We start from the raw sequence: 26503 nt of genomic DNA, 5'->3' as shown, positions 1-26503 counted from the left end.
CAGGTAGGGGCTGGGGGCTCCCGCCCGTTTTAGCAGTCCTGCCGGACGGCTTTCACAGTTGGGCCGGGCGCCGCTGCGCGGCGCTAGGAAATTGCCGAGAAGCCATTGAAGGGCAGATTTGCCTTCAATGGCCGAGCCGATTGTGTTTTTCTTGGCGCATCAAGGGCAAGCCGCGCGTGCCGCGCGGAGGCTTCGCCTCCCTTGACCCGCCGCAAACGGGCCGACGGAGAGCCCGGATCAGCCCTTGGGGCGGGCGGCCTTTTCGGCAATGCCGCTGAGGCCTTGGCGTTCCGCCAGCACCTGCAGCACATCGTCCAGCGCGACATCGCGGGCGGCCAGCATCACCAGGAAGTGATAGAGCACATCAGCCCCTTCGGAGGCGAGCCCCGCCTTGTCGCCCTTCACCGCTTCGATGATCGCCTCAATGGCCTCCTCGCCGAATTTCTCAGCGCATTTCTCCGGCCCTGTGGCGAGCAGCTTGGCGGTCCAGCTGGTGTCAGGATCAGTCCCCTTGCGGGACAGAATGGTGGCTTCAAGATCGTGCAGCAGGCTCATCGCATGCCCCTTCAATTCAGCCGCATCGGGATGCCGGCGGCGGCCATGTGGTCTTTGGCTTCCTGGATGGTGTATTCGCCGAAGTGAAAGATCGAGGCCGCCAGCACCGCGCTGGCGCCGCCCTTGGTCACGCCTTCCACCAGGTGATCCAGGTTGCCAACACCGCCTGAGGCAATCACCGGCACGTCCACCGCATCGGAAATCGCCTTGGTCAGAGGCAGGTTGAAGCCCGATTTGGTGCCGTCCCGGTCCATCGAGGTCAGCAGGATCTCTCCGGCGCCCTTGGCTGTCACCAGCTTGGCAAATTCCACCGCGTCGATGCCGGTGGGTTTGCGGCCGCCGTGGGTGAAAATTTCCCAGCGGCCCGGTTCCACCGTTTTGGCGTCGATGGCGCAGACGATGCACTGGCTGCCGAACTGGTCCGCGGCTTCGGCGATCACATCCGGATTGGCCACGGCGGCCGAGTTGAACGACACCTTGTCGGCGCCTGCCAGCAGCAGCGCGCGCACATCCTCCTTGGTGCGGACCCCGCCGCCTACGGTCAACGGCACAAAGCACTGCTCGGCGGTGCGCTGGACCATGTCGAACATGGTGCCGCGGTTTTCATGGGTCGCGTGAATATCCAGAAAGCAGATCTCATCTGCACCGGCCGCATCATAGGCCTTGGCGCATTCTACCGGATCGCCTGCATCGCGCAGACCGACAAAATTGACGCCCTTGACCACGCGCCCGTCAGCGACGTCGAGACAGGGAATGATACGGGTCTTCAGCATGATGCCGTGCCTTTCAAACTGCTTGGCCCCGTGCGTACGCAAACCAAAAGGCAAGCGCAACAGATATGGTGGCCCATGCGCCTATTGGTCCGCGTCTCCGGTGTAATCCGCGCGGAACCGCCGGAAACGGGCGATCTCGCAATTGTGAATTGCCCGGCCGCGGCCGCAGCCCTGATCATGCTCAGATGCCCCTGATTTCCGGAGAATATGTTATGAAAAAAACCCTTATCCTTGCAGGCGCCATCGCGCTTGCCTCTGCATTGCCCGCCGCCGCTGAGCTGGTAACCTTACCAAGTCAGAAGCCTGTGGCGGAAACCATGGACGCACTGCAAGCCGCAGTAGAGGGCGCAGGCGCGACTGTCTTTGCCCGGGTGGACCACGCCGCAGGCGCGCAGGCGGCGGGGCTGGAGCTGGCTGGCTCTCAGCTTTTGATCTTCGGCAACCCCAAGCTCGGCACCCCGGCGATGCAGGCGGACATGCGGGCCGGGCTCCATCTGCCGCTCAAGGTGCTGGCTTATGCGGATGCGGACGGCCAGGTCTGGCTGACCTATCAGGACCCGGCAGAAATGCTGTCAGGCCTCGACATCCCTGCTGATGCGGAATTCATCGCCAAGATGCAGGGCGCCCTGGGTAAGCTGACCGCAAAGGCGGCTGAGTAGCTTCAGCGCCGCGAGGCCAGATAACGCGACAGGGCAATGGCCAGCCCCCACAGCAGCCCGGCTCCCATGGAGACCGGGCCAAAGATCAGCGGCCCCCAGGCGGCAAAGACCCCCATGGTATAGGCGGTCTCTCCCAGGTCGTGGCCCAGCACCACACAGGGATTGGCAAACCCCTCGTTGATTTCGCAGCCAAAGCCAAACCCCAGCAGCACTACCGCTGCGATGCACAGCAGCCACAGGACTATCGGCCCTATGGTGAGCGTGGCGAGGATGCGGCGGACAAGACGCATGCAGTTTTCCCTTCGCCGGGGAGGCGTCAGGCTTTCAGAACCGCCAGCGCCTCTTTCAGGTCAATAGCGCCATCATACAGCGCCCGGCCCGAAATCGCACCGTTCAATGGCGCGCCGCAGGACTTCAGCGCCCGCAGATCGTCCAGCGACGACACACCGCCGGACGCGATCACCGGGATGCTGACCGCATTGGCCAGACCGGCGGTGGCCTCGATGTTCGGCCCCTTCATCGCGCCATCGCGCAGGATGTCGGTGTAGATGATCGCGGCAACGCCTGCGTCTTCGAACGACTTGGCAAGGTCGGTTACCATCACATCGGTCTCCTCGGCCCAGCCCTTGGTTGCGACCTTGCCATTGCGGGCGTCAATGCCGACAGCGACCTTGCCAGGGAATTCCCGCGCCGCGTCGCGCACCAGATCCGGGTTCTCCACCGCCACGGTGCCCAGGATGACCCGCGCCAGGCCCTTGCTGATCCAGCGCTCGATGGTTGCCATGTCGCGGATACCGCCGCCCAGCTGCGCGGGCACCTTCGTCTGCTTCAGAATCTCTTCGACCGGCGCCGCATTCACCGGCTCGCCGGCAAAGGCGCCGTTGAGGTCCACCAGATGCAGCCACTCGCAACCAGCCTGGACAAACTCCAGCGCCTGCGCGGCGGGGTTGTCATTGAACACGGTGGTCTTGTCCATCTCGCCATGCAGCAGGCGCACGGCCTGGCCGTCTTTGAGGTCAATCGCGGGGTAGAGGATCATCCGGGCGGTCCTTCGTAAAATCAAGCTGGCGGTGTTTTGCACAAGCGCGGCCTGAATTGCAACGCGACCCGAAGTCAACCTTGCCAGAAGCGGACCATCAGGGACAGGCTGCCTGCAAAACAGGGAGAATATGGAATGAAGCATCTTCTGGCAGGTATGGCTGTGGCTTTCGGTCTGGCGGGCGCCGCAGCGGCGGACCCGGTTCTGGGCGTCTGGAAAACGGAAGCAGACGACGGCTCCTATGCCCATATCCAAATGGCCAAATGCGGCGCTGCGGTCTGCGGCAAGATCGCCCGCACCTTCAACAGCAGCGGTGAATACAAGTCCCCGAACATCGGCAAGACGCTGGTGATCGACATGGTGCCGAACGGCGACGGTTCCTACGAGGGCAAGGTTTGGCGGCCGTCCAATGACAAGATCTACATCGGTAAGATGGATCTGGCGGGCAGTTCCTTGGCTTTGCGCGGCTGCGTGGCGGGCGGGCTGATCTGCTCCAAACAAACCTGGACCCGCGTCCAGTAAGCGCTTTTTTGAGGGGCTGCTTTTACAGCAACCCCAGCTGCACCGGGATCGGCGCATAGCCGCGTTTCAGCTGCCGGTCCCGGAACCCTTCGAAAATCGACAGCGCCTCCGCATGGGCGGCGAAATACGTCCGTTTCTGCGCACCGCCCGGCGCGTTCAGCGGCCCGGACACACGCTCAACACACCAATCGCCGAACAGGGTCGGCGTCAGGCTCAGCAGGCAATACCGGTGCTTGCCTTCGGTGTGGTCGTATTTTTCGAAACGGATGTGCAAGGGGGGACCCGGGGCGCAAAAAAGGTCCGCTCCATATGCCTCGAAGCGGACCCCTTGTCTATTGTTCAATCCAGAGAATTGCACCAGCCCCTGCGGCAGCTGTGACGCTTACACCTCACCAGTGTATTCGCCGCGCGCCGGGTAGTTGTTGGGGATCGCAAAATCCAGCGCCGCCACCAGTTCGGCAAAATGCGGACGCACAAACGGCATGGTCTGCACCGATCCGTAATACAGCGTCTGCTCCTGCGTCACCAGGAACAGGCCGGGTTCGGCAAACAGCTCAGGCTCCTCAATTCCAATTGAGGTTTTGCCGCGCGAGGTGGAGATATAAAGCCCCCATTCCCTGGCCACGGACAGCGGCAGATCATAGCCAAAGCGCAGCTCCTTGGCCCCGATCTTATCCGCCATTGCGTGGGTTCGCTCCTCCCCGTCGGAGCTGACCGCGATGCAATTGACACCGCGCTCTGCAAAGGCCGCGACCTTCTTCTCGAACTCCTTCAGGTAGGTGGCGCAGATCGGGCAATGCAATCCGCGGTAAAAGCAGATCACGGTGCCGCGCTCAGCAGTTTCGGAGGACAGGTCAAACTGCCCGTTATCCAGCGTCGGCAGGGTCAGGTCCGGGGTTCTCTGGCGGGGAATCAGCATGGGCAGGGTCCTTGTAAGCGGTGTGAGTGGTGGCGCGTGAGTGGTGGTATTGTTCTAAGGTATCGCGCAGCTTATAGTCTCATAAATCCGAAAAACCTGATGGAAACACCGAAAGAATGGACCGCCTCACCACTTTGATGGACCGCTTCCAGCTCGCAGTACAGGCCGCAGCGCCGGGCCGTGCCAATCTGATCGCGCTTGCAGATACGGCAGGGGAGCCGGTGCGGATCCTCTATTGCACCCGCACGCCGCTGGCAGATCCTGCTACGGGTGCGGTTATGTGGGCAGCACGGGTGGAGTGGTCGGGGCGCAGCAATCCGTTCGTGGCCGCCCTGCCGCCAGTGGTGGAGTATGACGTTTCCGGCAATGCCGAGGCGCAAGGGCTGGTGCGGCTGATGCGGGACGAGGCGGAGGGCCGGCATTGCGGCGCGCAATCGGTGATCAACCGGCTGGGCGAAGTGCTGATGGTGCGTCTGTTGCGCAACCAGATCCAGAAAGGCGCGACCGAGCCGGGCCTCTTGGCGGGCCTCGCCGATCCGCGCCTCAGCCGCGCCATCGTGGCGATGCACGACCATCCGGGCAGGCTCTGGACCAATGCGGACTTGGCGCAGGAGGCGGGCCTGTCGCTGTCGCGCTTCGCTGAATTGTTTGCGGCAGAAGTCGGCGAAACCCCGATCGGCTACCTGCGCCGCTGGCGGCTGATCCTGGCGCATCAGGACCTGACCCGCGGCGACAGGGTAGAGGCGGTGGCCCGCCGCTATGCCTACACCAGCCCCGAGGGCTTCACCCGTGCGTTCCGCAAAGCTTATGGCGTGGCACCGGTCTCACTGCGCTCCGCTGCCGCCTGACCACCGCAGCTTTCATCTTTCCCAAAATACTCATAGCCGAAGGCAACGGCGCGGCAGCGCCGTCCCTTTACGGTTTCCAGGTCAGGAAGTTGCCGATCATCCGCAGCCCGGTGGCTTGGCTTTTCTCCGGGTGGAACTGCATGCCCACCATGGTGTCCCGGCCGATGACCGCGGTCACGTCGCCGGCATAGTCCACATGCGCCAGACGCTCCGCCGGGTTGGCAACGCGGAAGTGGTAAGAGTGCACGAAATACACATGGTCGCCGTTCCCTATGCCGTCAAATACCGGATGCGTGTAATCTATCACCAGATCGTTCCAGCCCATATGCGGCACCTTAAGGGAGGCATCCGCGGGGGTGATCTTCACCACATCGCCGCCGACCCAGCCCAGCCCCGGCGTCTCTTCGTATTCATGTCCGGTGGTGGCCATCAGCTGCATGCCGACGCAAATGCCAAGGAATGGGCGCCCTTTTTGCTCGACGGCCTCGACCATGGCGTCATAGATGCCCTTGTGCCCGCGCAGTTCAGCCGCGCAGGCCGGAAAGGCGCCATCGCCGGGCAGCACCAGACGGTCGGCCCGGGCCACCACGTCGGCGTGGGAGGTCACCACGACCTCGCCCGCATCCATTTCCCGCGCCATGCGCTGGAACGCTTTTTCAGCGGAGTGAAGATTGCCGGATTCGTAATCGATGATCGCGGTCAGCATATCAGAGTGCGCCTTTGGTGGACGGGATCGCATCCGCCTTGCGCGGGTCGGTCTCCACCGCCAGCCGCAGCGCGCGGGCCACTGCCTTGAACGCCGCCTCGGCGATGTGGTGGCTGTTGAAACCGTGCAGCTGGTCGATGTGCAGGGTGATGCCGCCATGGGTGCTGAGGGCCTGGAAAAACTCGCGCACCAGCTCGGTGTCAAAGGCACCGATCTTCTGGGTCGGCAGCTCAACATTCCAGATCAGGAAGGGGCGCGCCGACAGGTCCAGCGCGCAGCGCACCTGGGCATCATCCATCGGCAGATGGCACTCCCCGTAACGGCGGATGCCCTTCTTGTCCCCCAGTGCCTGCACCAGTGCCTGACCCAGCGCGATGCCGGTGTCCTCCACCGTGTGGTGGTCGTCGATGTGGTAGTCGCCCTTGGCGCGGATGGTCATGTCGATCAGCGAATGACGCGCCAGCTGGTCCAGCATGTGGTCAAAGAAACCAACCCCGGTCTGGTTGTCATAAACCCCGGTGCCGTCGAGGTTGATCTCGACCGAGATATCGGTTTCCGCGGTCTTGCGGGTCACTTTGGCGGTACGCATCAGCGGCTTATCCTTCGTCATGCTGCCAGAACTTTAATTCTGCCTGGGCGCTTATAAGGCGGGCAGGGGGCGCGGCTCAAGTGCGGCATTGTGCAAGCGGGGCAAACTGTTGCAGCAATCCCGGCCCCTTGCCTGTCTCTTGCGCCCGGCAGCAGTGCATGCGAGCTTGGGCGCAAATCCTTGACCATTCAAAAGGGGCACCCATGTCCATTTGCGTCTTTGTCCAGATCCGCTGCAAACCCGGCACCACCTACAAGGTGGCCGAGGAGATTGCGCTGCGCGAAATCCACTCCGAGCTCTACTCCACCAGCGGCAACTTCGACCTCCTGATGAAGCTTTACATCCCCAGCGGCGAGGATGTCGGGAAATACATCAACGACCAGTTGCTGCAGATCGAGGGGATCGAGCGGTCGCTGACCACGATGACCTACAAGGTGTTCTAAGGCGCAAGGGCCTCAGGCCGCAGACAACAAAACGCCCCGCAGTGCGGGGCGTTTTTGGTTACCGTTGCGGGGCGGTCAGGCGGCGATCAGCCCCTTGTCTTTCAGTTCCGCATAAGCCGTATCAACCGCGGCTTTCATCCGCGCCAGCATGTCATCGACCTCTTCTTTGGAGATGATGATCGGCGGGCACAGCGCCAGCGCATTGCCGGCCACCGCCCGCAGGATCAGCCCGTTTGCCTCGCAGGCCTTCTGCGCGGCTGCGCCCGCAGCGCCCTTGTCAAAGCTGGCGCCGGTGGTTTTGTTCGACACCAGCTCCAGCGCCGCAATCAGCCCCTTGCCGCGCACCTCGCCCACCAGTGGGTGATCGGAGAAAATCTCGCGCAGCTGCGCCTGCATGTAGGCGCCCACGTCTGCGGCGTGCTCAAACAGATTGTCCCGCTCGTAGATTTCCAGCGTCTTCAGTGCCGCCGCACAGGCCGCCGGGTGGCCGGAATAGGTATAGCCGTGACCGAAGACGCCAACCTCATTGGTCTGCGCGATCATCGCCTCGTACATGTACCCCGGAATGACGGAGGCGGAGATCGGGAAGTAGGCCGAGCTCAGCTGCTTGGCAAAGGTCATCAGGTCCGGCTTGATGCCCATGGTGGTGCAGCCGAAATCGGCGCCGGTGCGCCCGAAGCCGCAGATCACCTCATCGGCCCACACCAGGATGCCATGCTTGCGCAACAGTGCCTGCAGCTTCTCGTAATAGCCATCCGGCGGCACGATCACGCCCGACGCGCCGGTGATCGGCTCGACAATCATCGCGGCGATGGTGTCGGGGTCTTCCGCCAGAATCTGCTCTTCCAGATTATTGATGATCCGGTCGACGAACTGCTCTTCGGTCTCATTGCCCTGACGGCCGGTGTAATAATGCGGCGCGTCTGAACGCAGGATCGACAGTGCCTCCAGCGGCGCGTCGAAATGCGCCAGATTCGCGGGCAGGGAGGTCAGCGAGCCCGCCGCCACCGTCACCCCGTGATAACCGCGTTCGCGGGTGATGATCTTGCGCTTCTCCGGTTTGCCGATGGCGTTGAAGTAGTAGCGCAGCATCTTGTAGTGGGTGTCATTGGCATCCGAGCCGGAGTTGCCAAAGAAGACATAGGCGTCCTCCACCGGCACCATGGCCTTCAGCTTCTCCGCCAGCTCCATGATGGGCTTGTGGGTCTTGCCGCCGAAGGTGTGGGTGAACGGCAGCTTATGCAGCTGCTCGGTGATCGCATCCATCACCTCGGTGTTGCTGTAGCCCAGCGAGGTGCACCACAGACCTGCCAGCCCCTCGATGTATTTGTTGCCGTCTGTGTCATAGACATAGATGCCTTCGCCGCGGTCCAGGCACAGCTGTTCGGTCGCGGTGAAATTGGTGGTGGGATAGATGACAGAGGCCATGTTCAAACTCCTGTAATGAGCTGCCGCAGCGGCTGTTTGACAGTAGCTTTGGCCTGTTTTGCAGCGCGCGTCAAAAGGAATTTGATCAAATTTCGCAGCCGGGTCCGAAAAAGCGAAAGGCCGCCCCGAAGGACGGCCTATCCGTTATCCCGATGGAGCGGGCGATGAGATTCGAACTCACGACCCTTACCTTGGCAAGGTAATGCTCTACCCCTGAGCTACGCCCGCGCTGCCATCCGGTGAGGCGGTGAATAGGAAATCCATGCGCGGGCCGCAAGCGGAAAATGACAGGAAGGTGAAGAAAGTCCAGTCAGTGCAGCGGGGCGAAAAAGCGAAAGGCCGCCCCGGGGGACGGCCTTTTCGGCTTTCGAATGGAGCGGGCGAGGCGATTCGAACGCCCGACCCTTACCTTGGCAAGGTAATGCTCTACCCCTGAGCTACGCCCGCGCTGCCATTCGGTGAAGCGGTGTTTAGGGTTTTCCCAAACGGGCCGCAAGCAGAAATTTTCAGAACCGCGCAAGTATCTGCGGTTAAGCGTTATTTTTCCGGTTTGAGGAAGCTGGCGAGGCGGACTTTCAGGGCTGCAACGTCCTTAGTCTCGCATTCCCAGACGGTCAGCACATGCCAGCCCAGGGCCTTAAGCGCGGCCAGATGTTCGGCGTCGCGCTCCGCATTGCGGTGCAGCTTGGGTTCCCAATAGTCGCGGCGGCTGGCCGGGATGCGCCCGTCGCGGCAGTTATGCAGATGCCAGAAACAGCCATGCACGAAAATCACCTTGCGGCGCGGCCCGAACACCAGGTCGGGCTTGCCCGGCAGGTCCTTGCGGTGCAGCCGGTAGCGGAAGCCCATGCCATGCACCATCCGCCGCACCAGCATTTCCGGCTTGGTGTGCTTGGCGCGGATCTTCGCCATATTGGCGCTGCGCCGCTCTGGTGTCAGGGTGTCGGCCATTCCACATGGTGCCTGGATTGTTCCACCATGCGCGTATGATAGCCGCTTTCGATCCGGCAGGAAATGAAGGCGCTGGGCGGGCAGGGCGGCAGCCCCAGCGCTTTGATCAGCTGGGCATCCTTCTGGCCTTCCAGCAGCACGATCTGCTCGCGCGCCAGAATATCGCGGGTGCCATGGCCGCCGTCGGCGCGGATGCGGCGCATGAAGTCCTTCTGCTGCGCCACCGCCTCCACCACGTCGCGGGGGACCGGGCAGCCCTGGATCAGCCGGAACAGCCGCGCCATCCGCTCGTTGCCGGTCTCTCCCGCAAAGATCTGCTCCACCGCCGCCTCATCCGCGGTGCGCCAGAAATTTGCGGGGTAGGGCTGATCCTTCAGCAGCCACAGGATGTGGCGGAACCCCTCGGCTGAAATGCTGCGCTTGGCATCCTTGTTCTGTCCGGCTGTCAGGTAGTCCGGCCGGGCGATGATCAGTCCCAGATAGCAGCGCGCCCGCACTTCATCCGCGGCGACCAGCAGGCAGGCGCAAGCAACCGCTTCGGTCGGAATCATCCAGTTGCCGCCCATGGTGTGCTTGATGTCCACATCCTGGCCCAGGATCTCGGTATCCAGCCGCCCCTTGCGCAGCTTCAGCAGCGCCCGCAGCTCAATCTCAACCCGGGTGCCGATATAGGTCTTTTCGGTTTTCTCCAGCTCTTCATAGGCGCGCCGCCCGGTCTTGGGCGTCATGATCACATCGTCGATGCATTGGCGCAGCATCTGCGGCACATCGTATTCCAGTGCCAAAGCCCCGCCCGCACGGGTGGTGATTTCTTCCGCCAGCGGAAAGAGGCGGCCGAAATCCGGATGCCCGGGCTGGACAAGGCTGTCGGGAAGCTTCTGTTTCATGCTAAACACCGCCTGGCCGACAGGCCGGGCGCTGCCTTCAGCTTTGTTTCCAAAACGATTGGCTTACGCCCGCACGGCATGCAGCGCCGGTTTGGCAATTGCGGCCTTCAACTCCCGCGCCACCGCCTCCGCCACCGGCGGCGGGAAGGCGTTGCCGACCTGGCGGTAAGCATTGGTCTTGGCGCCGGTGAAATGCCAAGCGTCCGGGAAGCCCTGAATGCGCGCCACCATCCGCACTGTGAGGCGCGGCATGTCGTTGTGGAACGGGTCCGGCGCCTCATTGGCGATGGTGCGCCCCTCAACCCCCAGGGCTGCCCAGGCGCGCCGCGCGCGGGTTGGTCCCAGATCCGGGCCGCCATGTTTCTTGGAACCGCCGACGATGGTCGGCGCAATTTCATCCGCCTTGGCTGCCCAGTCATCCGCCCCGCGCCAGCCGCGTTCCTTCATCAGGTCAATCAGTGTGGCACCCACGGTCGGCGGGTTGTGCGGCAGCGGCTCGGGCCAGTTGAACTGCCCGGCGAATTCCTTGCGCAGCGCAACAATCGCCACCCGCGGCCGCAGCTGCGGTACGCCAAAGTCCGAGGCATTCAGCAGCCGCCAGTCGGTTTCGTACCCCAGCTTCGACAGCTGCTTCTTCAGCTTTTCGCGGTAGTCATGGAACACCGCATCCAGAAAGCCGCGCACGTTCTCGATCATCACTGCGCGGGGGCGGGTGGCGTCGACGATCTCAATCGCGTCGTCGAACAGATTGCGTTCGTCCTTCTCTCCTAGCTGCTTGCCAGCCACCGAAAACGGCGGGCAGGGCAGACCGCCGGCCAACAGGTCGATGCCCTTGTAATCGCCCGCAACGTCCTTGAACTTGCGCACGTCCTCTTCCAGCACGTTCCACTGCGGCCGGTTGTGGCGCAGAGTGGCGCAGCAGTGCTTGTCGATCTCAACCAGCGCCGTGTGGTCAAAGCCCGCCGCCTCGAGACCGAGGGCCTGGCCGCCCGCACCTGCGCATAGTTCTACCGATGTCAGCATTCTGCTCTGCCCGCCCGTTACTGTTCTTGCTCTGTTCCTATGCGGTAAAGCGATTCCGCACAAGGTTTTCTGCACCCGGCCAGATTATGCGGAAACCCGCAAAAGCGAAAGGCCGCCCCGAGGGCGGCCTGTCCGTTTTCCCGATGGAGCGGGCGAGGCGATTCGAACGCCCGACCCTAACCTTGGCAAGGTTATGCTCTACCCCTGAGCTACGCCCGCGCTGCCATCCGGTGAGCGGTGAAATAGGGTTTCCGCCCGCTGCCTGCAAGAGGAAAATCAGCAGCAGAAGAAAAAAGTTTGTGCCAGAAGCGACGGAAAACCAGGGGATCTGCGTTCCACCTGCAAGCGACCGGATTTAACAGGGGAGGCCGAGGCGATGAATTGGAAGGATTACCTGCGGATCACCAGCCTGGGCGCAGCGATTGCCCTGGGAATGCTGGCGCACAGCGCACAGCACAATCGGCCGCCGCAGGCTGACAGCCGGGCCGGGCCGATTGAGCGGATTAAGCCTGTGCATGTCGAATCCGTGGCTTTGCCGGCGGCCGCAGCCTTCAACACCTGACCCGTTCTTCGGTGACAGAAAACTGGCGGAGATTCTCTCAGGATTCCGGTTCCCCGAGCCAAAAGAAAAGGGCGCCCAGCCAATCGGCGGGGCGCCCTCCCTGATTTTTTGGCTGTCCGGCTTACTCCAGCTCGACCAGCAGATCCTTGGCGTCGATCTGGCCGCCGGCCTGGACGTGCACGGCCTTCACGACAGCGTCGCGCTCGGCGTGGATGCCGGTTTCCATCTTCATCGCTTCGATGGTCAGCAGCATGTCGCCCTCGTGCACTTGCTGGCCCACCTGAACCGCGACAGAGGCGACAACACCCGGCATCGGTGCGCCGACGTGGTTCGGGTTGCCGGCTTCCGCCTTGGCGCGGGCTTCGGTCGAGGCTTTGACCAGACGGTTGGGCACCCGGATTACGCGGGGCTGGCCGTTCAGCTCAAAGAAGACCTTCACTTCGCCTTTCTCGTCGGTCTCGGAAATCGCCTGCAGGCGGATTTCCAAGGTCTTGCCCGGATCGATCTCGGCAGTGATCTCCTCACCCGGCTCCATTCCATAGAAGAAGGTCCGGGTCGGCAGGGTGCGCACCGGGCCGTACTGGCGGTGGCGGCCCATGTAGTCCAGGAACACCTTGGGATACATCAGATAGCCGTTCAGATCCTCGTCATCGACCTTGAAGCCTTCCAGCTGCTGGGACAGGTCCGCGCGGACCGCCTCCAGGTCGACCGGCTCCAGATGCGCGCCGGGGCGCTTGGTGTTCGGCGCTTCGCCCTTCAGCACCTTGGAAACGATTCCTTCCGGGAAGCCGCCCGGAGGCTGGCCCAGGTTGCCGCGCATCATGTCGACCACCGAGTCGGGGAAGGCCACGTCGGTCTTGGGATCCTCGACTTCATCGCGGGTCAGACCTTGGGAGACCATCATCAGCGCCATGTCGCCAACCACCTTGGAAGAGGGGGTCACCTTCACGATATCACCGAACATCTGGTTCACGTCGGCATAGGTCTGCGCCACGTCAGCCCATTTCTCTTCCAGACCCAAGCTGCGCGCCTGCGCTTTCAGGTTGGTGAACTGGCCGCCCGGCATCTCGTGCAGATATACTTCCGAGGCCGGGGCCGCGAGGCCGCTCTCGAATGCCGCATACTGCGCCCGCACCTGCTCCCAGTAGGCAGAGATCTCGCGCACCTTGGCAATGTTGATGCCGGTGTCGCGGTCGGTGTTGCGCAGGGCCTCGACGATGGAGCCCAGGCACGGCTGCGAGGTGCCGCCGGAGAAGGCGTCCATTGCCGCATCCACAGCATCTACGCCAGCATCTGCTGCCGCCAGGATGGTCGCACCCGCCACGCCGGAGGTGTCGTGGGTGTGGAAGTGAACCGGCAGGCCGACTTCTTCCTTCAGCGCCTTCACCAGCTGACGGGCGGCGGCGGGTTTCAGCAGGCCTGCCATGTCCTTCAGGCCCAGGATATGGGCGCCGGCCGCTTCCAGCTCCTTCGCCATGCCGACATAGTACTTGAGGTCGTACTTGGCGCGGTTCGGGTCCAGGATATCGCCGGTGTAGCAGATGGTGCCTTCGCAGACCTTGCCGCTTTCGACCACCGCATCCATGGCAACGCGCATGTTCTCAACCCAGTTCAGCGAGTCGAAGACGCGGAACACGTCGACACCGGTCTCTGCCGCCTGGCGCACGAACTCCTGCACCACGTTGTCCGGGTAGTTGGTGTAGCCGACGCCGTTGGAGGCGCGCAGCAGCATCTGGGTCATCAGGTTCGGCATCCGCTCGCGCAGGTCGCGCAGGCGCTGCCAGGGGCATTCCTGCAGGAAGCGGTAGGCCACATCAAAGGTCGCACCGCCCCAGCATTCAACCGAGAACAGCTGGCTCAGGTTCTGGGCATAAGCCGGTGCCGCCTTGATCATGTCGATCGAACGCATCCGGGTCGCCAGCAGCGACTGGTGGCCGTCGCGCATGGTGGTGTCGGTCAGCAGCAGCTGCGGTTGCGCCTTCATCCAGTCGGCCACCGCCTGGGCGCCCTTTTCCTCCAGCAGGTTGCGGGTGCCATAGGGCAGGTCGCCCACCTCCGCGTGCGGCGCGCGCGGTTCCTTCAGGTCGGCAGCGGGCGCTGCGCGGCCTTCGGTCTCCGGGTGGCCGTTCACGGTGATGTCCGCGATATAGGTCAGCACCTTGGTGCCGCGGTCGCGGCGCTTCTTGAACTGGAACAGGTCTGGTGTCTCATCGATGAACTTGGTGGTGTATTCATTCGACAGGAAGATCGGATGCTTCAGCAGGTTTTCGACAAAGGCGATATTGGTGCTGACACCGCGGACCCGGAATTCGCGCAGCGCGCGGTCCATACGGGCAATCGCCTTTTCCGGGGTCGGCGCCCAGGCAGTCACCTTGGTCAGGAGCGAGTCGTAATAACGGGTGATCACGCCGCCCGCATATGCGGTGCCGCCGTCCAGGCGGATGCCCATGCCGGTGGCGGAACGATAGGCGGTGATACGGCCGTAGTCCGGGATGAAGTTGTTGAGCGGATCCTCGGTGGTGACACGCGTCTGCAGCGCGTGGCCGTTCAGGCGGATGTCGTCCTGCGACGCCTTGCCGGTGGCCTCGGCAATGGTCTTGCCTTCCGCAATCAGAATCTGTGCCTGCACGATGTCGATGCCGGTGACCTCTTCGGTCACGGTATGCTCCACCTGCACCCGCGGGTTGACCTCAATGAAGTAGAACTTGCCGTCGTTCATATCCATCAGGAATTCGACGGTGCCCGCGCATTCATAGTTCACATGCTGGCAGATCTTGCGGCCCAGGTCGCACAGCTCGGCGCGCTGTTCTTCGGACAGGTACGGGGCGGGCGCGCGTTCGACCACTTTCTGGTTGCGCCGCTGAACTGAGCAGTCCCGCTCATACAGGTGATAGATCTCGCCGTGCTTGTCGCCCAGGATCTGCACCTCGACGTGGCGGGCGCGGGTGATCATCTTCTCCAGATAGCCCTCGCCGTTGCCGAACGCCGCTTCCGCTTCGCGGCGGCCTTCCAGAACCTTCTCTTCCAGCTCCTTCTCGGCATGGATCGGACGCATGCCGCGGCCGCCGCCGCCCCAGGAGGCTTTCAGCATCAAGGGGTAGCCGATCTCGGCCGCTTCCTTGCGGATCGCGTCCATGTCGTCGCCCAGCACTTCGGTTGCCGGAATGACCGGCACGCCGGCCGCGATCGCCACCTTGCGGGCAGAGGCCTTGTCACCCAGCGCGCGCATGGTTTCGGCCTTGGGGCCGATGAAGGTGATGCCATTGCGGGCGCAGGCGTCCACGAAGTCCGGGTTCTCTGACAAGAGACCATAGCCGGGGTGGATCGCATCGGCGCCGCATTCCTTGGCCACCCGGATGATCTCGTCAATCGACAGATACGCCGCAACCGGCCCCATGCCCTCGCCGATCCGGTAGGCCTCGTCCGCCTTGAACCGGTGCAGGCCGAGCTTGTCCTCCTCGGCATAGACGGCGACGGTGCGTTTGCCCATTTCGTTGGCTGCGCGCATCACGCGGATCGCGATCTCGCCACGGTTGGCAATCAGGATTTTTTTGAAGTCGGTCATTTCACCCTCGGGGTCCGTGCAAGTTGGTGCAGTGTTAGGCGGATACTATCGAACCGCACAACAGTAGTTCTGGGTATTTCCGGCATGATTGCGCTCTCAAGCGGCCTGTTTTTTCATTCCTGATCCGCCTTTCGCCTGATCATGCGTCTGAGATGCACAGTTCCATGGTCTGCTAACATTTGCAGATTCCGCTGGAATTTCGCATCTGCGGCATGATTTTGTAACTATTTTTGCTGCGCCGCAGCGGAGAGGTGGCGTTGCGGATGCGTCATTTTGGCGCAATTCCCGCGATTTTGCACGAAATGCGCAGGCCGGCTGTGCGGTCAGGCCAAATTCCGCAGCTGGAGACCGCGCGCCTCCTTCAGGCTGGACAGCCCCAGCTGGCCCATATTTGCTTCCAGATCCTTGGCCAGAATGCTGATCAGATGTTCCGGCCCGGCTGTGCCCAATGCCGCCAGCGCATAGTGAAAGGCGCGGCCCAGCATGATGAAATCCGCCCCCAGCGCCAGCGCCCGCAGGATGTCCAGCCCGCCTTCGATGCCGCTGTCAAAGATCACTGGCACGGTGACGGCTTCGCGCACCTCCGGCAGCAGGCTGATGGCCGGCGGGCAGCCGTCGAACTGGCGGCCGCCGTGGTTGGACAGCCAGATGGCATCTGCGCCCGCTTCCTGCAGCCGCTGCGCATCCGCGGCCCGCTGCACGCCCTTGATGATAAACGGGCCGTCCCAATTGCGCCGCAGCCAATCGACATAGGCCCAGTCCGGCGAGGTCCGCAGCAGATAGCCGACATGCGCCGTCGGCGGCAGGTTGGCCTGTTCGCCGCTGATGTATTTGTCCAGCGTCCGCATATGCGGCATGCCGGTCCGGGCCATTCCCAGCGCCCAGGCGGGCCGCAGCGCGATCTGCGCCAGCAGCCGCGGGGTCAGCCGCGGCGGCTGTGTCAGGCCGGAGCGCGTCTGCCGTTCGCGGCGCGAGGCAACCGGCACATCCACCGTCAGCACCAGGGTGCGGAATCCCGCATCCCGTGCCCGCGCCAGCAGGTCGCTGCGGATGCCCTCATCCTTGGGCGGGTACAGCTGAAACCAGGCATCCGCGCCCAGGTGCGGCGCCAGATCCTCTGGCATCCGGCTGGCGACGGTGGACAGGCAATAGGGAATGCCTGCTGCGGCCGCGCTGCGGGCCAGGATGCCCTCGGCATCAGGCCAGATCAGCCCGGACATGCCGACAGGGGCAATGCCGAAAGGGTAGGGATGGTCCGCCGCAAGCACGCTGACGGACAAATCCGTCTCCAGCGGCCCGTGCAGCACCGAAGGCAGCATGCCGATCCGGTCCAGCCCGGCGCGGTTCTGCGCCTTGGCGGCCTCAACTCCGGTGCCGCTGTCCAGATACTCCCAGACAAACTTCGGCAGCCGCTGCCTGGCGCGGTCCCTCAGATCGCTAAGGTCCGGGTATCTCTGATGCAAATCCATGCAGCTATTGGTACGCGGCGGTCAGGAGAGTGCAAGAAAAAGCGCCGGACCCTGCCGTCGGCAGCCCCGGCGCCTGGCGGCGTCCTACGCTGCTGCGTCCTTGTCCATGTCCTTGCCGCTACTGGCGGCGGCAGTCTGCTCTGCCGGATTTTGAGCCGCAGCGCTGCTGCCCTCGGCGATGCAGAGCCGGTTGCGCCCCTTGGCCTTGGCCTCATACAGCGCCTCGTCCGAGGCGCGCAGCAGGTCCTGCGGCATGGTGCCATGCACCGGGTAATGGGCAACACCCAGCGAGATGGAAATCCGCGGCAGCGCCTTCTCGCCGTAACGTACCACCACGTCCTCGACGGCCTGCCGCAGCAGCTCTGCCTTGGTGACCGCATCCACCGGCTGCACGCCCGGCAGCAGCAGCGCAAACTCCTCGCCACCGGGGCGGCAGGCGACTTCGTCTCCGTCGCAGGCCTGCTCCAGCGCTGTGCCAACCGCGCGCAGAACCATGTCGCCGGCATCGTGGCCGTGGTTGTCGTTGAACTTCTTGAAGTGATCCACGTCGATCGACACCACGCTCAACGGCTTGCCGCTGTTCTGGCTGGCGGTGATGAAGGTGCGCAGGCAATCGGTCATGTGGCGGCGGTTGAACAGGCCGGTCAGCGGGTCGCGCACCGACTGGTCGTGCAACTGGTCGCGCATTTTCACATTGGCAATCGCCATGCTGATTTGTTCCGCGCACATCTGCGCCAGCGGCTTGCAGCCTGCAAAATCGCCGGCCCGGCCCGGCCGCGCGCGCAGGTGCATCAGACCCACGGTTTCGCCATGCGCCAGGATCGGAAAGCAGAAGTAGGGCCGTCCGTCATGCGGTTCCGCATGGGCACAGGTGAACTCCACTTCCGACGCGCCGAACTCATAGGTCCGGCCGCGGCGAAGCCCCCAACATTCGCCTGGCTGGATGTGGTCCTTGTGGCAGCCGCCGTTCCAGCTGGAGCAGCCGTCCAGAACGTCGCGCGAATTGGAAAAGACATAGATGCTGCCCTCCGCGTCCGGCAGCAAATGGCCCATGAACTTTGACACCATGTCAAACAGTTCATCCAGTGAGCGGCAGGACTGCAGCCATTCGTTCAGCTCTCCTAGCAGTTTCACCTCCCGCGCCAGCTGCAGCTGGTTCGCCATGACCTCCTGATCCTTGGCAGAGCGCTGTTCGATCTGGCGCAGGCTGCGGCGGTTGGATTTGTATATGACTGCCGACACGATGACCATCGCCGTCACTGTCACCAGCGAAATCAGCGCCAGAGAGATGCGGACGCGGGTAATAAACGTGTTCCGGATATCAGTGATGTCGGAATAGAATTCGATTGCGCCGATAAAAATGCCGTCGTGCATGACGGGGGAATAGACCTCTGCCACGTTGCGGTTCGGGATCGTCCCGTCCGCATTGGCCGCAGCCTGCACCCCGTCCACCTCGGATGCCGGCTTCTCGTCGTGTTTATAATAGATCAGCCCCGCCGACACGATGTTCTGAAAATAAGGCTGGGTGTTCCGTTCGCCAATGATTTCGGGCCGCGTCGACCAGAAAACCGTGCCATCCGCCTCAAACAGTTTCAGCCGGTACACGTCAGAGGTCTGCGGCACCAGGTTCAGGTATTCCTTGTCGTGCTCATCCAGCTCTCCCAGGATAAAGGTATCCTTGCTGCCTTCGAGATGCAGCAGAACTGCCCGCCGCCAGATGCGGGCCTGCTTTCGCAGGTCCGCCTCCAGCATCCGGTCCACGATCGGCGGCGGAACGGAATAGACCGCCCAGGCTGACAGGGCCGCCGCAGACAGTATCAGGGGCAGCAGAAACAAGATCCTGAGCCTGGAAAGAAGTTTTCCTGCTGGCCGGTGCGTCATGTGGTTCCCCTGTAAGACGGCGGTAACGCAAAAATTGCGCAACCGGCTTTACAGATCATGAATCTTCCCGCCTGTACGTGCGCCGAATAGGAAAAATGCACGTCAAATGGTGCCTTGACGGCTTTGCCGCCATTCCCGCATCCCAAGCGAACAGACTGTGAACGTCCTCTTTCCGCCGGGCTTGAATCACGTTAGGATCACGGCCATGAGCAGTTTTGACGAAATGGACGCCTTTGAGGGCGCATCGCTGTCGTCCCGCGCCATGGGTGCGCGGGTGATGCCCTATCTCGATACGCTGAACCCCGCCCAGCGGGAGGCGGTGGAATGCCTCGACGGCCCGGTGCTGATGCTGGCAGGCGCCGGCACCGGCAAGACCAAGGCGCTGACCACCCGCATCGTGCACCTTCTCAGCACCGGCCGCGCCCGCCCGAATGAGATCCTGTCGGTGACCTTCACCAACAAGGCCGCCCGCGAGATGAAGGAACGGGTAACAGGCATGCTCGGCCAGGCGGTTGAGGGGATGCCCTGGCTCGGCACCTTCCACTCGATCTGCGTCAAGCTCCTGCGCCGCCATGCCGAACTGGCCGGGCTGAAGTCCAACTTCACCATTCTTGATACCGACGACCAAATCCGGCTGTTGAAACAGCTGATCAAGGCCGCAGGCATTGACGACAAGCGCTGGCCCGCGCGGATGCTGGCAGGCATCATCGACGACTGGAAAAACCGGGCGCTGACGCCGGACAGGGTGCCCTCTGGGGATGCTGGGGCCTACAATCACCGCGGCACCGAATTCTATGCCCAGTACCAGACCCGCCTGCGCGAGTTGAACGCGGTCGATTTCGGCGACCTGCTCTTGCATATGGTGACGATTTTCCAGAACCATCCCGACGTGCTGGAGCAGTACCAGCGCTGGTTCCGCTACATCATGGTAGACGAATACCAGGATACCAACGTCGCCCAGTACCTCTGGCTGCGGCTCTTGGCCGGCGCGCACAAGAACGTCTGCTGTGTCGGCGATGACGACCAGTCGATTTATGGCTGGCGCGGCGCCGAGGTCGGCAACATCCTGCGGTTTGAGAAGGACTTTCCCGGTGCCATGGTTGTGCGGCTGGAGCAGAACTACCGCTCCACTGGCCATATCCTCGCCGCCGCGTCCAACGTCATCCGCGGCAATGCCGGCCGTCTGGGCAAGGAGCTGTGGACCGATGCCGGCGACGGAGAAAAGGTCCGCCTGATCGGCCACTGGGACGGCGAGGAGGAGGCCCGCTGGATCGGCGAGGAGATCGAAGCGATGCAGCGCGGCACCCGCGGCCAATCGCCCATCGGCCTCAACAGCATGGCCATTCTCGTCCGTGCCTCCCACCAGATGCGCGCGTTCGAAGACCGCTTCCTGACCATCGGCCTGCCATACCGGGTGATCGGCGGCCCGCGTTTCTATGAGCGGATGGAGATCCGCGACGCCATGGCCTATTTCCGGGTCGTGGTCTCGCCCGACGACGATCTGGCGTTCGAGCGCATCGTCAACACCCCCAAGCGCGGTCTTGGCGACAAGGCGCAGCAGACCATTCAGGGCCTCGCCCGCGAAAACGGCGTCTCTCTGGTTGAAGGCGCCCGGCTGGCGGTCGAAAGCGGCCAGATCAAGGGTAAGGGCGGCGGCGCCCTGCGCCAGCTGGTCGAGGGCATTGCCCGCTGGGGCCGCATGGCCGGTGACGCGGACATCACTCATATGGAGCTGGCTGAGATCATTCTGGATGAGTCGGGCTACACAACCATGTGGCAGAATGACAAGAACCCGGACTCACCTGGCCGCCTGGAAAACCTCAAGGAGCTGGTGAAGGCGCTGGAAAGCTTCGAGAACCTGCAGGGTTTCCTCGAACACGTCAGCCTGGTCATGGACAACGACAAGCAGGACGCGGACGAGAAGGTCTCGATCATGACCCTGCACGCCGCTAAGGGCCTGGAGTTCCCCGCGGTCTTCCTGCCGGGCTGGGAGGACGGGCTGTTCCCCTCGCAGCGCTCGATGGACGAAAGCGGCCTCAAGGGGCTGGAGGAGGAACGCCGCTTGGCCTATGTGGGCATCACAAGGGCGGAGCAGATCTGCACCATCTCCTTTGCCGGCAACCGCCGGGTGTTCGGCCAGTGGCAGTCGCAGCTGCCCTCCCGCTTCATTGACGAGCTGCCGGAGGAACATGTTGAGGTGCTGACCCCGCCAGGCCTTTACGGCGGCGGTTACGGCGCCGCGGCACCGGGCGGGTCCATGGGGGCGGGGCAGGTGCGTTCCACCATCGAGGAGAAGATGGCCCAGGCCGACGGCTACAACTCCCCTGGCTGGAAGCGGATGCAGGCCCGCGCGGGCCAATACGGCATGTCCCAGCCCAAGGAGAGCAAGAATACGGTGATCGATCTCACCGCCACCTCCAGCTTCACCCTGGGGGAGCGGGTGTTCCACCAGAAGTTCGGTTATGGCGCCATCACCGGCATTGAGGGCGACAAACTGGAAATCGATTTTGAGAAGGCGGGCCTGAAAAAGGTGGTTGCCAAGTTCGTCACTGCCCCGGACGACGTCCCGTTCTGATCGTCCGTATTTACGGGCCGGTATAACCGGCGGATCGGATCGCCTTGCGATCCGATCCGGGCGCAGGCGCGGCGGGCAGCCATGCTGCCCGCCGCGCCTGCGCCACCCCTTCTGTCAGAGGTTTGCGCGAAAAGCTGGGGCTGCTGCCCGCGGCGGCGCTACCGCAGCGCAATCATTGCAATGCCCGCGGCAATCAGCACCGCCCAGCCCAGGCGGCTGAGGCCGCGCGGCTCCTTCAGCACCAGGGCTGCCAGGATCACCGACACCGGGATCGACACCTGCCGCACCGCACTGACTGCTGCCGCCTCGGCGCCCAGCTGGAACACCCGCAGGATCAAGAGGTAGGAGAGATAGGACGATAGTCCGGCAAACAGGATGCGCCAGGGGTTCTGCGCCCAGCCCCGCACCACGCCTAGAAGGGGCGCCGACTGCCCCCGGTCCTCCCAGGCGCGCAAGGCCCCCATGGCCGCGGTCACCAGGATGTAGGTCCAGAACAGAAACGGCGCGCTGGCTGCGCCTTTCATCGCCGCCGCATCGGAAATCGAATAGGCTGCCGACCCCAGCATCGCCACCACCGCCATCGCAAAGGCGCGCGGATCATCCAGCAAGCGTCCCTTTCCCTTCTGGATCATCAGCCCGGCCCAGATGATCAGCCCCATCCCCAAAAGCGCCGCGCCGGAATAGCTGCGGTCCAGCACCAGCCAGCTGAAGGCGGCAATCGCCAAGGGCGAGGAGCGCACAATCGGGTAATAGGCCGACAGGTTCCCCCGCCGCAGCGCCGACAACGTGCCGTAGTAGTAAACTGTCAGCCCCAGCGCCGAGGCCAGAACCAGTGGCCAAATACTTGCGGGCAGGGCAAGGCTGTGCCCGGCCAGTGCCATATGCACAGCAGCAAACACCACCCACGACAGGCACACGCCGGTATAACAGGACACCGGATGCGCCACGCCCTTCAGCGTCAGGTCGCGCAGCGGGTGCGTGACCGCCGACAGCAGCACCAGCAGGATCCACAGCAGTTCCACTTAGGAGACAGCCGCCTGGCCCGGCCGGTCCAGATAGGCGTCGAAATGCACCGTCAGCTGATCGCCGCTCACCTGCACCACCCCATAGGCCAAGGGTTCCACGCTGTATTCGCTGCCTGCCCGCTCCGGCACCAGCGGGATCTGGTGGTTGGTGCTGGGCAGCGAGGTGAAGCTGTAGCCGCGCCAGTTCACATAGGTCATCCGGTGCACATGGCCGTAGAAGATGTGCCGGATGTTCCGGCCCTTCTGCAGCGCTGCGTGAAATCCTTCCGGATCGCGCAGCTTGATGCCGTCGACATAGGGCAGCCCGATATCAAAAGGCGGGTGGTGCAGGAACAGGAACACCGGCGCCTCGCCTGCCGCTTCCAGTTCCGCCTCCAGCCAGGCCAGCCGGTCCGCGCACAACTCCCCGTCATGCACATCCGGCCCGCCGGTCAGCGTGTCGAGGAACAGGAACTTCGCGCCGTCTTCTGCATGGCTGTGCTGCACAAACCCGCCGCCATCGCGCGGATGATCCGCAAAGACGCTCAGGAAGGTCTCCCTGACATCGTGATTGCCCAGCATCAGGAAGGCGGGCAGCGGAAACGCCGCCAGCTGCTCCTGCAGCCAGCCATAGGCTGCGGGGTCGCCGTCATCCGCCAGATCACCCGAAATCACGCAGAACGCGGCGTCCGCGTGCCACCGGGCGATATCTCCCAGCACACGTTGCAGATTCGCCGCCGGATCGCTGCCGTTCAGCGGCACCCCCGGTGCCATCAGGTGAATATCGGTGAGATGGATGAACTTCATAACGCGGTCCTGAAAATCGCTGCTGACTATGCCCGCGATCAAACCAGTAGACGCAGCCTAAGGATAGCGTAAAACCGTCAGCCTCCCGGCCCGGGTGCGGCAAACCGCAGCCCGAAAGCAAGAAACGGCGGCGCCCAGGGAGGAGGAGGGGCACCGCCGTTCTGTCATACACCGGAAATCAGGGAGGAGGAGTTCCCGGTGATCCAAGCCCGGCTCTTGGCCGGTATAGGGTGCGGTGGCATCAGGGAGGAGGAGGATGCCACCGCCAAAGACAGGTCCTTCTAGGGAGGAGGAGGAAGGACCTGATCTCTATCAGTTGTTCTCGTAGGCCGCCTGGTAGGCAACGCGTTTGATTTCGGACCGGTTCAGGCCCAGGTCTGCCAGGTCGCGGGCCGTCAGAGCGGACAGCTCATTGACGGTCTGGCGGTACAGGCGGTAGCGGGTGAACTTGACCAGCAGGGCATCCAGGAAGCCTGCCGGGGATGCAATGCTCACCGCGGAGATCTGTTGTGCTGCTGCCATCGTTCTGTTCCTTCGTCTAACCGTCTCGTCGTGTGCCGCTGTGGCGTTTCTTGTACGACAATTTAAGGAAATGCCGCGGATGCACAATCCCGTGCCTCGTCAATGCCGCTATGCAGCATCTGCATGGGTGACGCAGGGTAGGCCTTTGTAATTGGAAGGGAATTTCAGCAGTTCTTTATGCGCCTGTATAATTTTCGGGCGTGGCGCTGCGGTGTGCGCATGGCTGGCAGGGCTGTGGCTTGCCAGATCCGGGCGCGCTTTTGCGGCAAACGCGCAGGCCGGGTTCCAAGCGCGGCGGCAGACACATATATATAGGCGGGAATTGACGCAGGAGAGCAGGCATGGGTGTCACGCAACAGCAGATACACGCAGTATTGGAGCGGCTGGCACTGCCGGACGGCGGCACCCTGGTGTCGCGCGACATGCTGCGGGCGCTGCGGATCGAGGGCAGCAGGGTGAGCTTTGTGATTGAGGCGCCGAGCCCAGAGATCGCCAAGCTGATGGAGCCCTTGCGCAAGGCGGCCGAGGCGGCGGTGCTGTCGCTGGAAGGGGTGGAAGCCGTTTCCGCCGCGCTGACTGCCCATGCCCCGCAGCAGCCCGCCCCCAGCCTCAAGGTCGGCGGCCACCCGAAACCGCAGGCCGAGCCGCTGAGACCCGCAGGCGTCAAGCGCATCCTGGCGGTTGCCTCCGGCAAGGGCGGGGTGGGCAAGTCCACTGTGTCCTCCAACCTCGCCGTGGCGCTGGCCAAACAGGGCCGCAAGGTCGGACTGCTGGATGCCGACATCTACGGCCCCTCCCAGCCCCGGATGATGGGCGCCACCGGGCGGCCCGCCAGCCCCGACGGCAAGATCATTGAACCGCTGCACGCCCATGGCGTCACCCTGATGTCGATCGGCTTCATGCTGGAGGAGGGCAAGGCGGTGGTCTGGCGCGGGCCAATGCTGATGGGCGCGCTGCAGCAGATGCTGGGTCAAGTGAACTGGGGTGAGCTGGACGTGCTGATCGTCGACCTGCCGCCCGGCACCGGCGATGTGCAGCTGACGCTCTGCACCAAGGCCGAACTGTCCGGGGCCATCGTCGTCTCCACCCCGCAGGACGTGGCGCTCTTGGACGCGCGCAAGGCGATGGACATGTTCAAGACGCTGAAAACCCCGGTGCTTGGGCTGATCGAAAACATGTCTTTCTTCACCTGTCCCGATTGCGGCGGAGAGCATCACATCTTCGGCCACGGCGGCGTCGCAGCTGAGGCCGAGACCCTGGGCCTGCCGCTGCTGGGCGCGCTGCCGATTGATCTGGAAACCCGGCTGGCCGGCGACAGCGGCACGCCCATCGCCGCGGGGCAGGGGCCAATGGCCCAGGCCTATGCCCGCATTGCCGAAGGGCTGATTGGCGGCGGCATGGCCTGAGGCCTCCTGAACCCGCACTGGGATTGAAGCTGCATTAGAAGGCCCGCCGCACCGGCGGGCCGTTTTCGTGTGATGCGGCCGCGGCGATCTTCAGACCTGTTGTGCGCTGCGATTTGGGCGCGGATGGGATTGCTCACCGGAAATGGGACTGCATGGCACTTGCCGCGCCGCGCGGGAATCCGCGGGACGGCCGGGACTGCATGGGACAGCTGGGAAATCACGGGACTGCTGGGAATTCGTGGGCGGCACGGGAAATCATGGCCCGTTTCCCGCCAAAACCCGCTTGCGGTTGCGAATCGCTTGGTGTTGATACGCCTCCGCGCGGCTTTTCAGGCGCTGCCGCCTGCTAGCTGGCGCGAACATAATGGGAACTTTCTGGGATTCTGGAACCGGATGCACGGAATCGCGGGAAACTATGGGAAAAAAATTTCGGCTGCAACTCGTATCTACATCTAGTGTTTGTGGTGGATTAACTCACAACAAGTTCCGAGGATCGCCCTGAAATTGCCGCGAATCTAGGGCGCCAACACGGAATCACTGTCAAGCGATTGGCGCTTCTTTGCAGAAAACAGTTGCAGGACCATCATTTCCCATAGTATCCCTAATTCATCGGATGAGACGAGGGACGGGGCACCAAACGACCCCAGAGCCAAAAACAAAACAAGCAGGTTTCATACAGGCCTTCGCTTTCATCGAACAAGAGATCCGGCGCGCGAGCGAGCAGACATCCCCCCAGGTGGCGCGCGCAGTCGGACATCCCGCAAAGCGGGCCAAGGCGGCGGGTTGATCAGTGGCAGCAGATCAACCCGCCCCTTTTCATTCTGGGGAACGGATTAACGCGAGGGACGCGCGAAAAGGACGGGAAATTGGGCCGCAGGTTCAGAGGCGAAAGCCACCACAAGGTGGACAGCAAGGGGCGGGTGTCAATCCCCGCCTCCTTTCGCCGTGTGCTGGAGGCCGCCGATCCGAACTGGCAGCCCGGTCAGAACCCCGAACTGGTGATCGTCTACGGCGACCAGCGCCGCAACTTCCTGGAATGCTATACTATAGAGGCGATTGAGGAGGTCGACGCCAAGATCGACCAGCTCCCGCGCGGCTCGATGCAGCGCAAGATGCTGCAGCGCATGTTCCACGGCCAGTCCTTCCCGACCAACGTGGACGAGACCGGCCGCCTGGTGCTGCCCGCAAAGCTGCGCCAGAAGATCGACCTTGAGGCAGAGGCCTTTTTCATCGCCGCAGGCGACACCTTCCAGATCTGGAAGCCGGACACCTACGAGCAGGAAGAACTGGCTCAGGCCGAAGAATGGATGGAAGACCTGCCAGAAGGCTTCGATCCGATGGAATTCCTAGATAGCGCCGGGGGCGCTTGA

At 63.2% G+C, this 26503-nt stretch carries 26 protein-coding genes and 3 tRNA genes; 8 read left to right on the top strand and 21 right to left on the bottom strand.

Features of this window, described 5'->3' with window-relative positions; all coding sequences use genetic code 11:
• Positions 1-237: 237 nt before the first annotated feature.
• Both AC5STB_RS00415 and hisF read right to left on the bottom strand, forming a co-directional pair.
• Entirely contained in the window at positions 238-555 is a 318-nt protein-coding gene (locus AC5STB_RS00415; protein ID WP_495441003.1) for a phosphoribosyl-ATP diphosphatase, read from the bottom strand.
• An 11-nt stretch (positions 556-566) separates the two neighbouring features.
• Complete coding sequence (hisF, locus tag AC5STB_RS00410) at positions 567-1328, bottom strand: imidazole glycerol phosphate synthase subunit HisF (protein ID WP_495441002.1); 762 nt, start codon at positions 1326-1328, stop codon at positions 567-569.
• Positions 1329-1540: 212 nt separating this feature from the next.
• On the opposite strand from hisF, the gene AC5STB_RS00405 reads away from it, so the two are divergent.
• A complete protein-coding gene (locus AC5STB_RS00405; RefSeq protein ID WP_495441001.1) occupies positions 1541-1987 on the top strand; it encodes a DUF302 domain-containing protein in 447 nt (148 codons plus the stop codon).
• Positions 1988-1989: 2 nt separating this feature from the next.
• Here the strand turns inward: AC5STB_RS00405 and AC5STB_RS00400 are convergent, their stop codons facing one another.
• Both AC5STB_RS00400 and hisA read right to left on the bottom strand, forming a co-directional pair.
• Positions 1990-2277, bottom strand: a complete 288-nt coding sequence (locus AC5STB_RS00400; protein ID WP_495441000.1) for a hypothetical protein — start codon at positions 2275-2277, stop codon at positions 1990-1992.
• Between the two features lie 26 nt (positions 2278-2303).
• Positions 2304-3026, bottom strand: coding sequence for a 1-(5-phosphoribosyl)-5-[(5-phosphoribosylamino)methylideneamino]imidazole-4-carboxamide isomerase (gene hisA / locus AC5STB_RS00395; RefSeq protein WP_495440999.1), 723 nt, complete (start codon positions 3024-3026; stop codon positions 2304-2306).
• A 135-nt stretch (positions 3027-3161) separates the two neighbouring features.
• Here hisA and AC5STB_RS00390 point away from each other — a divergent pair, with 135 nt between their 5' ends.
• Positions 3162-3548 carry a DUF2147 domain-containing protein gene (locus AC5STB_RS00390; protein ID WP_495440998.1) on the top strand — a complete coding sequence of 129 codons (387 nt, stop codon included), beginning with the start codon at positions 3162-3164 and terminating at the stop codon, positions 3546-3548.
• Positions 3549-3570: 22 nt separating this feature from the next.
• On the opposite strand, the gene AC5STB_RS00385 is transcribed toward AC5STB_RS00390, so the two are convergent.
• Together AC5STB_RS00385 and AC5STB_RS00380 are read right to left on the bottom strand one after the other, a co-directional pair.
• Complete coding sequence (locus AC5STB_RS00385) at positions 3571-3822, bottom strand: WGR domain-containing protein (RefSeq protein WP_495440997.1); 252 nt, start codon at positions 3820-3822, stop codon at positions 3571-3573.
• Positions 3823-3930: 108 nt separating this feature from the next.
• Positions 3931-4467 (bottom strand): peroxiredoxin-like family protein, encoded by a 537-nt coding sequence (locus AC5STB_RS00380; protein ID WP_495440996.1) that lies wholly within the window; start codon positions 4465-4467, stop codon positions 3931-3933.
• 116 nt (positions 4468-4583) lie between these two features.
• Between AC5STB_RS00380 and AC5STB_RS00375 the strand changes: the two genes are divergently transcribed.
• Entirely contained in the window at positions 4584-5315 is a 732-nt protein-coding gene (locus AC5STB_RS00375) for a helix-turn-helix transcriptional regulator (protein WP_495440995.1), read from the top strand.
• Between the two features lie 67 nt (positions 5316-5382).
• Here the strand turns inward: AC5STB_RS00375 and hisH are convergent, their stop codons facing one another.
• Together hisH and hisB are read right to left on the bottom strand one after the other, a co-directional pair.
• Positions 5383-6021, bottom strand: coding sequence for an imidazole glycerol phosphate synthase subunit HisH (hisH, locus tag AC5STB_RS00370; RefSeq protein ID WP_495440994.1), 639 nt, complete (start codon positions 6019-6021; stop codon positions 5383-5385).
• A 1-nt stretch (position 6022) separates the two neighbouring features.
• A complete protein-coding gene (gene hisB, locus AC5STB_RS00365) occupies positions 6023-6610 on the bottom strand; it encodes an imidazoleglycerol-phosphate dehydratase HisB (RefSeq protein WP_027236985.1) in 588 nt (195 codons plus the stop codon).
• 203 nt (positions 6611-6813) lie between these two features.
• Here hisB and AC5STB_RS00360 point away from each other — a divergent pair, with 203 nt between their 5' ends.
• Positions 6814-7053, top strand: coding sequence for an Lrp/AsnC family transcriptional regulator (locus AC5STB_RS00360; protein ID WP_495440993.1), 240 nt, complete (start codon positions 6814-6816; stop codon positions 7051-7053).
• A gap of 75 nt (positions 7054-7128) precedes the next feature.
• On the opposite strand, the gene AC5STB_RS00355 is transcribed toward AC5STB_RS00360, so the two are convergent.
• From AC5STB_RS00355 to AC5STB_RS00325, 7 genes are all read right to left on the bottom strand, one after another.
• Complete coding sequence (locus AC5STB_RS00355; RefSeq protein WP_495440992.1) at positions 7129-8481, bottom strand: aminotransferase; 1353 nt, start codon at positions 8479-8481, stop codon at positions 7129-7131.
• Positions 8482-8634: 153 nt separating this feature from the next.
• A tRNA-Gly gene (locus tag AC5STB_RS00350) sits at positions 8635-8709 on the bottom strand.
• 144 nt (positions 8710-8853) lie between these two features.
• Positions 8854-8928 (bottom strand) — tRNA-Gly (locus tag AC5STB_RS00345).
• Between the two features lie 90 nt (positions 8929-9018).
• Positions 9019-9432 carry a very short patch repair endonuclease gene (locus tag AC5STB_RS00340; protein WP_495440991.1) on the bottom strand — a complete coding sequence of 138 codons (414 nt, stop codon included), beginning with the start codon at positions 9430-9432 and terminating at the stop codon, positions 9019-9021.
• Positions 9417-10319 (bottom strand): NaeI family type II restriction endonuclease, encoded by a 903-nt coding sequence (locus AC5STB_RS00335; RefSeq protein WP_495440990.1) that lies wholly within the window; start codon positions 10317-10319, stop codon positions 9417-9419. Before AC5STB_RS00335 ends, AC5STB_RS00340 begins: the two co-directional genes overlap by 16 nt.
• 63 nt (positions 10320-10382) lie before the next feature.
• Positions 10383-11342, bottom strand: coding sequence for a DNA cytosine methyltransferase (locus AC5STB_RS00330; RefSeq protein WP_495440989.1), 960 nt, complete (start codon positions 11340-11342; stop codon positions 10383-10385).
• Between the two features lie 144 nt (positions 11343-11486).
• A tRNA-Gly gene (locus AC5STB_RS00325) sits at positions 11487-11561 on the bottom strand.
• A 157-nt stretch (positions 11562-11718) separates the two neighbouring features.
• On the opposite strand from AC5STB_RS00325, the gene AC5STB_RS00320 reads away from it, so the two are divergent.
• Positions 11719-11904, top strand: a complete 186-nt coding sequence (locus AC5STB_RS00320) for a hypothetical protein (RefSeq protein WP_495440988.1) — start codon at positions 11719-11721, stop codon at positions 11902-11904.
• 121 nt (positions 11905-12025) lie between these two features.
• On the opposite strand, the gene AC5STB_RS00315 is transcribed toward AC5STB_RS00320, so the two are convergent.
• The 3 genes from AC5STB_RS00315 to AC5STB_RS00305 form a co-directional block, all read right to left on the bottom strand.
• On the bottom strand, positions 12026-15469 hold the full coding sequence (locus AC5STB_RS00315) for a pyruvate carboxylase (protein WP_495440987.1): 3444 nt from the start codon (positions 15467-15469) through the stop codon (positions 12026-12028).
• 323 nt (positions 15470-15792) lie between these two features.
• A complete protein-coding gene (locus AC5STB_RS00310; RefSeq protein WP_495440986.1) occupies positions 15793-16938 on the bottom strand; it encodes an alpha-hydroxy acid oxidase in 1146 nt (381 codons plus the stop codon).
• Between the two features lie 84 nt (positions 16939-17022).
• Complete coding sequence (locus AC5STB_RS00305; RefSeq protein ID WP_495440985.1) at positions 17023-18819, bottom strand: sensor domain-containing diguanylate cyclase; 1797 nt, start codon at positions 18817-18819, stop codon at positions 17023-17025.
• A gap of 205 nt (positions 18820-19024) precedes the next feature.
• Between AC5STB_RS00305 and AC5STB_RS00300 the strand changes: the two genes are divergently transcribed.
• A complete protein-coding gene (locus AC5STB_RS00300) occupies positions 19025-21394 on the top strand; it encodes an ATP-dependent helicase (RefSeq protein ID WP_495440984.1) in 2370 nt (789 codons plus the stop codon).
• 158 nt (positions 21395-21552) lie between these two features.
• Here the strand turns inward: AC5STB_RS00300 and AC5STB_RS00295 are convergent, their stop codons facing one another.
• The 3 genes from AC5STB_RS00295 to AC5STB_RS00285 form a co-directional block, all read right to left on the bottom strand.
• Positions 21553-22416, bottom strand: coding sequence for an EamA family transporter (locus AC5STB_RS00295; RefSeq protein ID WP_495440983.1), 864 nt, complete (start codon positions 22414-22416; stop codon positions 21553-21555).
• Entirely contained in the window at positions 22417-23205 is a 789-nt protein-coding gene (locus AC5STB_RS00290; RefSeq protein ID WP_495440982.1) for a phosphodiesterase, read from the bottom strand.
• Between the two features lie 312 nt (positions 23206-23517).
• Positions 23518-23727, bottom strand: coding sequence for a DUF1127 domain-containing protein (locus AC5STB_RS00285; protein ID WP_495440981.1), 210 nt, complete (start codon positions 23725-23727; stop codon positions 23518-23520).
• Positions 23728-24068: 341 nt separating this feature from the next.
• Here AC5STB_RS00285 and AC5STB_RS00280 point away from each other — a divergent pair, with 341 nt between their 5' ends.
• Both AC5STB_RS00280 and mraZ read left to right on the top strand, forming a co-directional pair.
• On the top strand, positions 24069-25133 hold the full coding sequence (locus AC5STB_RS00280) for an Mrp/NBP35 family ATP-binding protein (RefSeq protein ID WP_495440980.1): 1065 nt from the start codon (positions 24069-24071) through the stop codon (positions 25131-25133).
• Positions 25134-25999: 866 nt separating this feature from the next.
• On the top strand, positions 26000-26503 hold the full coding sequence (gene mraZ / locus AC5STB_RS00275) for a division/cell wall cluster transcriptional repressor MraZ (protein ID WP_495440979.1): 504 nt from the start codon (positions 26000-26002) through the stop codon (positions 26501-26503).

The organism is Leisingera sp. CC-HEC093 (assembly GCF_059429195.1).
The sequence above is the reverse complement of the archived record's forward strand: the minus strand, read 5'-3'. Positions and strand labels throughout refer to the sequence as shown.